The organism is Bacillus sp. JJ1764 (assembly GCF_036962145.1).
Lineage (GTDB): Bacteria > Bacillota > Bacilli > Bacillales > Cytobacillaceae > Neobacillus.
The window spans coordinates 1-8,420 of the sequence record NZ_JBALNY010000062.1; the positions used below are offsets into that span (position 1 = coordinate 1).

The following is an 8,420-nucleotide window of genomic DNA, read 5'->3' on the forward strand; positions in this document are numbered from 1 at the left end:
CATTAATAATTACAATTGTGGAAAATTTTTCACCTAAAATAATTACATTTAAAAGATTACTATAAAGGAAATAAAATGTAGTTGAAATTATAAATAAATTACAATTCCAAAAGAATGAAGCTATTATTATGGTCCTAATCACAAATCATATGGCAACCTGGCCACTTTCATTGAAAATTAATTATGTTCTTCTATTGTATATACAAAATTAAAATGACTAATCATCAGCAGTATAAAATGTTTTAATAATTAATTTTTCTCTGGTTGCAGCATTTCCTCTGAGAATTCTTCCTCGTTATTAAATGTTAAGGATAGAATTTAACAACCTATCCAGTTTTTTTAATGTATTCCGCATAGAAATTAGTACTAGCTGTCAAATTAGTCTAATTTCTATTTGGGAGCTAGAAAGATGGAGAAATCAGTTGAAGTTAAACCTCCACGAATCAGTGAAGGAACGATGAAAGAAATGGCGAAGTTTTTCATGAGTATATCAGTGTCCCAAGAATCATGGATGAAAGAAGAAAAGATAGCGAGTTAAAAACATAAGAAGGGTAACCATTTCGGTTGCCCTTTCATACTCTTTTCAGATATCATACCTCAACTTCAATCCCTCTTCTGATTAGGAATGTTAAAAATAAACTGCTTAATCTCACTTTAAACAGCCTACCCGTTATTCATCAATGCTTTTTAGATCACTTCCCCTGCCTATCTCTAGTCTTCTTATCATTAGACTTTCTACCTTTGCCGTCTTTTTTGTAATTGATTTACATGCTCTTATAATTCCTTCACGCGAATAAAAGTCAAATTTCCACCTGCTATAGACTAAAATCGTCAATTGCCTGGTCTATTTCATCTTGTGATATACCGATATAGCGCTTAGTAACAGACGGTGCAGAATGGTTAAAAATATCCTGCAGCATGGCTACATCCTTTGTTTTCTTATAAAAGTGATAACCGAATGTTTTTCGAAGGGTATGTGTTCCAATCTCTTCCAGTCCTACTTCATTAGCAACTTTATTTAGAATTCTATACGCCTGCACCCTAGTAATCGGATTACCGCCCTTCCTGGAAGGAAAAAGATAATCTTCTTCGTCCATGTATGCAGCATAAAGGGCTATTTCATTGTGCAGGGCTGCATTAATCTTAAAGCGCTTATACTTATCGGTCTTACCTTCTTTAATTTTCATGTAGTCCTTTCCCAGGACGTCCTTAACTTTTAACTGCAACATATCACTGATCCGCAGGCCGCAATTAATTCCCATGACAAAAAGAAAATAGTCGCGCTTTGATTGTTCTTTTAAAATCCGCTTTACTTCTTCGATCTTGGCTTTACTTCTAATCGGCTGGACAGTCGTACTTTTATTGTCGTTCATTTTATCCCTCCTTATGTAACAATTACATTCATTTCGATACATTAAATATACAATACGTTACATTCAAAAACAACAGATTTTACCAATTCGTTTAAAACCTTGTTATATCATTATTTTTGCGGGGTTGTGAATGTATCACTTTTTCTATTTTGTTACATTCATTTAAAATATGACTTATTATTATCCAATTTTAAACAAATTCAATTACAATAAATATATAGGCTGGAACGTTCCAGGGAAGTTTCAACCAAATACTTAGACAATTACTTCTATTGGTTTCGATGGCTGGATTTAGGAGAGGACTTAGCATTTGAAAAAGAAGTGAAACAAATGCTTGTTTTGGCGTTCCAAAATCAGGTTTTACTACAGTCGAAATGTTAAGGGCGTAAAAATAGACCTCCTTTGCGGAAGTCTATTAAATAATTTATCTGTTCCAAGGACAGCTTGGGTCTTCACAGGGCTCATCAGGGTCAAAACCTGTATGTTCAAATTCAAGATGAAAGCATAACCAATGCATTTTTTCGAACAATTCGTAGTTTTCTTTATTAACAACGACTGGTTCATTACATCTTACGCAAATTGGATATTCTGTTTTATTCATTGTTCACCCTCCAAAGCTAATTTTTAAATCATTGTAACTCAATAATCATATTGGTAGATGATTTTATTTTAAAAACAACAATATTTACGAAAAGAGCCAAAATAAATGATAAAAGAACGAAATTCAGGCATTGAAAAAAACAGACACACCTTATTCTGGAAATAATTTATAACTAATTTAAGAATAGGAGATTGAATAGATGGAAGATATAGTAAAGGCTATCGCTAAATACCCAAATAAAGAAATGTTTTTAATCGAATGGGCAAACGGTTTTAAAATAGAAGCTGAATTAGATACGATTTACGAAACATGCAACGACCTGGAATATGGTGAACCTGGCTATAAAGAGTATAGAGCTAGCTGTTTTAGAATTAAAAAGATTTTACAGCATTCTAATGAATCAAGAGACTTGAAACTTACGGAAGGCCACCTATACGAAGTTTCAATGGAAGAACCGCCTGTTAGTTTATTTTTACTCTCAAGTGGTAATTTAATATGGCAGAATTCAATAGGGTAATTCAAAAGAAAAAGGGTGACAACAGTTTACGATTTCCGCATCGTTCTACACCTACCGAATGATCTAAAAAGATACCATTCTGCTAAATACGCTAATTTGATCCCATAACGACGTGAGGTGAAATCCATGCCCGAAACGGCTTTCGAAAACCTTAAACAAGCCGCAAAGAAGCAGGCTTACCTTCCAATTAAACTGGCTGAACTTTCTTACCAGCAGCCTGAAAAAGCACTACGCCTTTTAAGAAACTGAGGAGAAGGTAGGCAGCCTATCAAAAGTTTATTCGAGGAAGTTACTGATTTTCTGCAAAATGAAAAACGCCAGGATTAAACCTGGCGCCGTTTCATTAATCTAATAGGCGTCCCATATCAGCGCTGCTATAAATTTCATCTGCAGCCGATAGTCTATCATGTAGTACTTCGACAATCACATCCCCTAGTTCCTCAATATTCTTTATTCCCGAACCATCAATATGGACGTGAGTATCTCCGAAACTAACGGTCTTGCTTGAAGAGTTATTAGTTGTTTTAGCACTAGTTACAGGGAAGTTCTTCATTTGATTAACGGAACCCGCACCTACACTGTACCCACCGCTGTCAACGAATCCATAACCGGCTGCAAGGGCTGGCGCGCCTGCAAATGCCTGGCTCATAGATCGGTGAAGGGCTCCGGCTTGCTTATAAACCCCTTCGGCTAGCGTACTCATAATTTTACCGCCGTTATGGGTCAATTGGCTAAACGGTCCTGTTTTCGCATCAGAGAACGGCAGTAATTCCCTGGCCTTACTTAGGGCTCCTTTGATAGCGTCAAACGGTGCTGAAGCCATTGACTTAATACCGTCGACCAGTGTTTTCATAATGGCCTTACCGCTATCGAAGAATAAGTCTTTCAATCCACTAAAGAAGTCTTTAACCCCAGACCAGACGCCTTTTAGCATACCAAGCATATTGTCCCAGGCTCCCTTCCAGTCTCCCTGTAAAAGGGCTACGCCTGTTTTAAACAGGCCAGATATGATAGACCAGCCGATCTGTATAACACCTTTTATGACATTCCAGACGCCACTTATAATTTCAGAAATGTACTGGAAACCGCCTGTTATAATGATTTTTGCTGTATTAATCCCTGCAGAAATATAAGCAGAAATAACAGCCCAGGCTATTTGTATTACGACGCTTATTGTCGTCCAGTGGGTGCGTACCCAACCTACCAGGCTGGCAAATACTGAAACTATGGTATTAATCACGTCCAAGACGATAGGTAAAATCATTGTCTTAAAGTTACTAAACACCGTAAGTGCTACAGACCATAACTGCTTTAGGACCGACATAACACCAGCTACGATACTGCTCCAAAGTTGCTGTAAAACTGGAAGGAAGGCTATAAGTTGCTGTTTCACGACACCCCAGCCGCCTGCCAGGTTAATCAGATAACCGACCAGCAGACCTATCGCTGCAGCCACTAACCAAATAGGACTCATTTTCGTTACAGCGTTCCAGACGCGCGTAGCTATGGTTACAATCTTCGTCTGCAGAGCAACCATTTTTAAATATCCCGCGTAGACCAGCAGCGCTGACCCTACCCCGAAAATATACGGTCCTAGTGTTTTAAAGTTATCAGCCAGGTAACCGATTGTAGCCGAAGCAGGCCCCTTTATCGCATTAAATAGGCCTACTATCATACTTCCAGCCGTAGAAAAAGCGTTCCATATGGCAGAACCGACCTTCTGGGTCTTTGTAATAAAGGAATCTATAGCTCCGCTATCCTGCAGCCTGCTAAGAAACCCTATGAAATCCCCTAAACCTACTTTCGCCTTTTCAAAGAGTGGCTGCCCTAGCCGTCGACCCATAGACCCCATAAAGTCTGCAGCATTTGATAACATTCCTTTGAACGACTTACTTTGCATTTCCATACCACCCTTAAATCGCTCTTCCATAAGACTAAACATGGCAGTATTAAAGGCTTTCATATCAGTGATCTGTCCCTTATTGTTAATAGGGCTTGTACCTAACATTTTAGCCTGGTCTTCGATCATTTTCTTTGTAATACCGAACTCTTTCATACGCTCTAGTTCGCCAGTCTGTGCGTCCGCTACGGCTTCCACGGCTTGCATTAAGTCTTTCCCCATAACGCTTGCCATGTCGCCTGTTATTCCTAACACTTTCTTAGACTCAATGCCATATGACTCTAAACGGGTCGTAGCGTCTACAATACTAGGAATCTCAAACGGCGTTTTAGCAGCGAATTTTTGCGCCCAGGCTAATTGTTCTACAGCCTTCTGTTGGCTTCCCATTACTACAGTAAGCGTATTTTTGTACTGCTCCATATCGGCATTAGCGCCTACCATCCAGTTATAGGCCCCTTTTACCGCCATGCTACCTGCTACGGCTGCTATTACACCCTTTAAACCAGATAGACTGTTTCTTAATGTACCTGCTGCTCTTGATTGTTCGTGTATTTCATTCGTAGCCGTCCTAACCTGTCTTGCCATTTGTGACATAGACGACCCGGTCCTATGAACGGAACTATCAAATGATCTAAGATTACTAGACCCAGTGTCTATAGAATGGCCAAAAATTTGCGTATCTCGTATCGCTTGCGCCATGCCGCTGGAATAGCCACTGGTATTTAAGTTAATCCTAGCGCCCATTACAAATTCTCTTGCCATTTTTAGACCTCCTTTCGTTAGGGAGACCTAAAAAGAGCATAAGTCTCCCGGATGTAGATCGTTTTCTAGGTGATCTGCACCTGGGAGGCCTATGCTCAACTCCTCGCCAATCGTTTCTTTAACGTCGTAACGATGAAACCGACAAATTTAATTTTAAAGTTATTTCCTTACCCCTCTGTTACCCTTTCGACCACCGCTGACCCACTTATCATGTGCCTGCTTATGCTTAAAGTCGTTTAGTTCCTTTTCACTCCTTTCTAACTCCTGGATACGCTGCTCTTTAGCCTGTAACTTTAACTGTAACTGCTGATTTTCGTACCGCCATTCTTCCAAGGTTTGTGTCATAGTTTCCCTCCAATTTCATTTTTGGCTTTTTTATACGTAACCGACGGGTTATTCAGGTCTGTCCATTCTTCTAGTGATGCAGGTAAAACCCTTACGTCTTGGCTTTTCACACCCTCGTAGATAGGAATTGGTCCTTCCACATTCTCCAATGCCCTTTTATAAACTGGTGCCAGTATGTTGTTAGCGTCGTATCTATCCCACCATAGTCCGTACGGACGCAATAAAAACTCATCAAACCCTAAAGGCAGTTTTCCTGTAACTTGTCGTCCAAAAAGGGATTCGGCCCCCATAACTTCTTGCTTGAATTCACCTCGAAGCCTGTAAAACTTAGTTAACGCTTTTTCTACAGCAACCAGGTAACGGTCCCGTGCTTCAGTAAGTTCTGATAATTCTTCTTCCATATCAACCTGTAAACCACTGTTTAAATAACCGTTGAATTGAGATTGGACCGAATTAAAAGTAATTCCTTGAAAATCCATTTTGGGATTCTTCTCGCCGATTTCACTAATAACACGCTGGTATTTTGCTTCGGCTACTTTAATTTTTGTCTGAGCCTTCGTTAATTCTTCGAAAACGCCTTCCCCGTTAATTTGACGGTCCATAAGGGATTTTTCTTCGGCTTTCGCTTCTTCAACTTCTTTCCTTGCTGCAGCACGCTTCTGGTCGTTTTCTTGACAAAGAGTTTTATAAGATTGACTTCTTTCTTTTGCAGTTTCTAAAAATGAGAATTTCATAGGGTAATTCCTCCGATTTTAATTTATTTTAGAATCAATTCTACAAGCGCCTTAACACCCGATTGCTGCCCATTAATGGCTTCATAAATATGGTCAATACCCTGTTCACAAAGTTTGTAATAAGTAGGTTTAGAGATACCTAACTTAACAGCCGTACGAGAAGCAGGGATATCGTGGACCCAGCGCGCATACACACAGTACTGGACTTTCTTGTCAGGGATAGTCTTTAACGCGTCCTCGACTATAATCTTATTGAGTCTGCGACCGCCTACGCCATCGCCCTTAATTGCATTGTCATGGCGTAGTTCCGAATAGTCCGTTCCCTTAGAACCGTGAAAGATTTCTAGGGTCTTTTTAATTGCCTGTCTACTAACATAGCCTTCTGTGAAATGGTCCATTAAAACCCCCTAGCGATTACGGTAAGCTTGAATTAGCGTATTTCTAGCGTTTAGCCATCTTAAAAGACTGAAAGCCATTCCGTCTAAATGCTCCACTTCTTCGTTAATAAAAAACAGGTGCTTCTCTAACTCTACTTTTCTAAGAAAGACGCGAACTTCAATGTCCTTGCTTCGGTCAGCCCAACTTACTGCTTCCCTATACTCTTTTATAGAAGAAGCCATAGAGAACAGCGTAATTAAATGGTCGGACTTTAAATCGTCCCAGTCGTATTCTTCCAGGGGTCTTGTAGCCAAATACAGGCAATCGTCAATTAATTCTCTAGCAAGATCGTCTGTAAAACCCTTTTGACCCCATAACTGCTTTAATTCTCCGCAAAGGTCTTCCAGAAGTTCCTTTAACTTTTCTACCGTTTGACCGGCACCGGCTTTTTCTTCAGAACCATAAAGTATGTCTGAAATCTGCTTGTCCAATTCGTTTACAATCATTTTTACACCTCGTTTTTTATGCAAGATTTACGGGAAATCTCTGTCTTTAAAACCCTCTTAAACGTTGATAAATCAACAATGTATAAAATTCTGCATAAATGATTTAAAGTGATTTATCAAAAATCCTTTAATATCAACATTTACACTTTCACTCAATGATACGGAATATTTAATTTGTTACATTCAAACGAATACTGTATACAGAGATATACACTTTCTATTCGTTTTCAGTTACACGCTGCTGTGCCTGTCTTGATCCCCAGGAATCCTGGCTATTTTTTAGGCTTGCAGCCCGTAATTCCGCGTTAATCTTATCCAGTAAGGTTTCCTCTGTATCAACGTCAATACTATTCGCAGTCGCTATTAATCTACGAAGTTGCTCTAATAATTTAAGAAGATGAGGATCTTCTATCGAGCCCATTTGATATTGACTTAGTACGCCATTTTTTATCCTGGTCTTAATTAGGCCCTTCTTACCCTGTGCGCGCTCAATCAACCAGCAATGCGATAAATAACTATCTAACTTAGTCCTGCAAAGACTTATTTCTTTGATAAGAGAAAGGTCTTTTTTATTAATCAAATCCTCAAAGGTGCTTTTCTCTTCGTCAGTTAAGTATTTCGCATAAAGCCCGTGCTTACGGGAATTCTGTGCTACTTTTTCGCGCCCTTCTTGCGTTTTTGGACCAGTACTGGAACCTCCGCAAAATTTACAGCGACCATAGCCGGGATGGTTAGTGCCAGCCCCTGCTATTGACTTACATAGACCTCCACGCCGCTTCTTCCCACCGCAACGTAAAACTAATTTTCCTTTACGATCATCAATAAAGTTTTTCTGGTCCGCTTTCGGGTGAAGTTCCCGTTTCTTCTCCATATCAGAAGGGTCAAAATTTCTTTCCATGCTCTCCCCCCTTTACCGCTTGTTATCGCAGTTTACTTTTCTTCAACAAAAACTGCTTTGTTTTCGTTTACCAGCGCATGTGCGCTTAGGTCGCTAAGAACGATAATTTCGCCTGGCTTGGCAATCTCACCGCCAATAGTCACTTCAACTTTCAACTTTACTGATTTCATGCTAATCCCCCTTTCTTATGGACTTTGTTTTGCGTCTTCTGGGGTGCTGCGGGAGGGAAACCCCCTTCCCCAGGGCTGGAAAGTTACCAGCCTGCTAGGTAACACCCTCCGTTACATGGAAATTACCCCTACCGTGTAACCCCTCGAAGCGTTGGCGCTCTAAGGCTCACCCCCTTTGGTTACACCGTTACACGTTACAAACGAAAAAACGGTACATATATACGTAAATAAATATT

12 protein-coding genes and 1 pseudogene are annotated in these 8,420 nt (G+C 39.8%); 4 read left to right on the plus strand and 9 right to left on the minus strand.

Going from position 1 to position 8,420, the window contains the following annotated elements; translation table 11 throughout:
• The first annotated feature begins 409 nt into the window (after positions 1-409).
• Positions 410-538: a hypothetical protein gene (locus V7083_RS10615; RefSeq protein WP_335477502.1), complete on the plus strand. Its 129-nt coding sequence runs from the start codon at positions 410-412 to the stop codon at positions 536-538.
• A gap of 277 nt (positions 539-815) precedes the next feature.
• On the opposite strand, the gene V7083_RS10620 is transcribed toward V7083_RS10615, so the two are convergent.
• Entirely contained in the window at positions 816-1,373 is a 558-nt protein-coding gene (locus V7083_RS10620) for a site-specific integrase (RefSeq protein ID WP_335477503.1), read from the minus strand.
• 222 nt (positions 1,374-1,595) lie between these two features.
• Between V7083_RS10620 and V7083_RS10625 the strand changes: the two are divergent.
• Positions 1,596-1,762 (plus strand): annotated as a pseudogene (locus V7083_RS10625) (IS1595 family transposase); the annotation flags it as partial.
• 35 nt (positions 1,763-1,797) lie between these two features.
• On the opposite strand, the gene V7083_RS10630 reads toward V7083_RS10625, so the two are convergent.
• Positions 1,798-1,974 (minus strand): hypothetical protein, encoded by a 177-nt coding sequence (locus tag V7083_RS10630; RefSeq protein ID WP_335477504.1) that lies wholly within the window; start codon positions 1,972-1,974, stop codon positions 1,798-1,800.
• 199 nt (positions 1,975-2,173) lie between these two features.
• Here V7083_RS10630 and V7083_RS10635 point away from each other — a divergent pair, with 199 nt between their 5' ends.
• Positions 2,174-2,491, plus strand: a complete 318-nt coding sequence (locus V7083_RS10635; protein ID WP_335477505.1) for a hypothetical protein — start codon at positions 2,174-2,176, stop codon at positions 2,489-2,491.
• Positions 2,492-2,617: 126 nt separating this feature from the next.
• Positions 2,618-2,740, plus strand: coding sequence for a hypothetical protein (locus V7083_RS10640; protein ID WP_335477506.1), 123 nt, complete (start codon positions 2,618-2,620; stop codon positions 2,738-2,740).
• A 94-nt stretch (positions 2,741-2,834) separates the two neighbouring features.
• Here the strand turns inward: V7083_RS10640 and V7083_RS10645 are convergent, their stop codons facing one another.
• The 7 genes from V7083_RS10645 to V7083_RS10675 form a co-directional block, all read right to left on the minus strand.
• Positions 2,835-5,153, minus strand: a complete 2,319-nt coding sequence (locus V7083_RS10645; RefSeq protein ID WP_335477507.1) for a hypothetical protein — start codon at positions 5,151-5,153, stop codon at positions 2,835-2,837.
• A gap of 159 nt (positions 5,154-5,312) precedes the next feature.
• Positions 5,313-5,498: a hypothetical protein gene (locus V7083_RS10650; RefSeq protein ID WP_335477508.1), complete on the minus strand. Its 186-nt coding sequence runs from the start codon at positions 5,496-5,498 to the stop codon at positions 5,313-5,315.
• The gene (locus V7083_RS10655; RefSeq protein ID WP_335477509.1) at positions 5,495-6,232 is read right to left on the minus strand and encodes a hypothetical protein; all 738 of its coding nucleotides are present in this window, start codon (positions 6,230-6,232) and stop codon (positions 5,495-5,497) included. Before V7083_RS10655 ends, V7083_RS10650 begins: the two co-directional genes overlap by 4 nt.
• A gap of 23 nt (positions 6,233-6,255) precedes the next feature.
• Complete coding sequence (locus V7083_RS10660) at positions 6,256-6,630, minus strand: hypothetical protein (RefSeq protein WP_335477510.1); 375 nt, start codon at positions 6,628-6,630, stop codon at positions 6,256-6,258.
• A gap of 9 nt (positions 6,631-6,639) precedes the next feature.
• Positions 6,640-7,116 (minus strand): hypothetical protein, encoded by a 477-nt coding sequence (locus V7083_RS10665; RefSeq protein WP_335477511.1) that lies wholly within the window; start codon positions 7,114-7,116, stop codon positions 6,640-6,642.
• A gap of 217 nt (positions 7,117-7,333) precedes the next feature.
• Positions 7,334-8,014: an HGGxSTG domain-containing protein gene (locus V7083_RS10670; protein ID WP_335477512.1), complete on the minus strand. Its 681-nt coding sequence runs from the start codon at positions 8,012-8,014 to the stop codon at positions 7,334-7,336.
• Between the two features lie 32 nt (positions 8,015-8,046).
• Positions 8,047-8,184 (minus strand): hypothetical protein, encoded by a 138-nt coding sequence (locus V7083_RS10675; protein ID WP_335477513.1) that lies wholly within the window; start codon positions 8,182-8,184, stop codon positions 8,047-8,049.
• Positions 8,185-8,420: the final 236 nt, after the last annotated feature.

What these genes read in the sequence shown, in the direction of transcription:
- V7083_RS10615 (WP_335477502.1), top strand. Translation starts at nt 410, where the DNA reads ATGGAGAAATCAGTTGAAGTTAAACCTCCACGAATCAGTGAAGGAACG.
- V7083_RS10620 (WP_335477503.1), bottom strand. Translation starts at nt 1,373, where the DNA reads ATGAACGACAATAAAAGTACGACTGTCCAGCCGATTAGAAGTAAAGCC.
- V7083_RS10630 (WP_335477504.1), bottom strand. Translation starts at nt 1,974, where the DNA reads ATGAATAAAACAGAATATCCAATTTGCGTAAGATGTAATGAACCAGTC.
- V7083_RS10635 (WP_335477505.1), top strand. Translation starts at nt 2,174, where the DNA reads ATGGAAGATATAGTAAAGGCTATCGCTAAATACCCAAATAAAGAAATG.
- V7083_RS10640 (WP_335477506.1), top strand. Translation starts at nt 2,618, where the DNA reads ATGCCCGAAACGGCTTTCGAAAACCTTAAACAAGCCGCAAAGAAGCAG.
- V7083_RS10645 (WP_335477507.1), bottom strand. Translation starts at nt 5,153, where the DNA reads ATGGCAAGAGAATTTGTAATGGGCGCTAGGATTAACTTAAATACCAGT.
- V7083_RS10650 (WP_335477508.1), bottom strand. Translation starts at nt 5,498, where the DNA reads ATGACACAAACCTTGGAAGAATGGCGGTACGAAAATCAGCAGTTACAG.
- V7083_RS10655 (WP_335477509.1), bottom strand. Translation starts at nt 6,232, where the DNA reads ATGAAATTCTCATTTTTAGAAACTGCAAAAGAAAGAAGTCAATCTTAT.
- V7083_RS10660 (WP_335477510.1), bottom strand. Translation starts at nt 6,630, where the DNA reads ATGGACCATTTCACAGAAGGCTATGTTAGTAGACAGGCAATTAAAAAG.
- V7083_RS10665 (WP_335477511.1), bottom strand. Translation starts at nt 7,116, where the DNA reads ATGATTGTAAACGAATTGGACAAGCAGATTTCAGACATACTTTATGGT.
- V7083_RS10670 (WP_335477512.1), bottom strand. Translation starts at nt 8,014, where the DNA reads ATGGAAAGAAATTTTGACCCTTCTGATATGGAGAAGAAACGGGAACTT.
- V7083_RS10675 (WP_335477513.1), bottom strand. Translation starts at nt 8,184, where the DNA reads ATGAAATCAGTAAAGTTGAAAGTTGAAGTGACTATTGGCGGTGAGATT.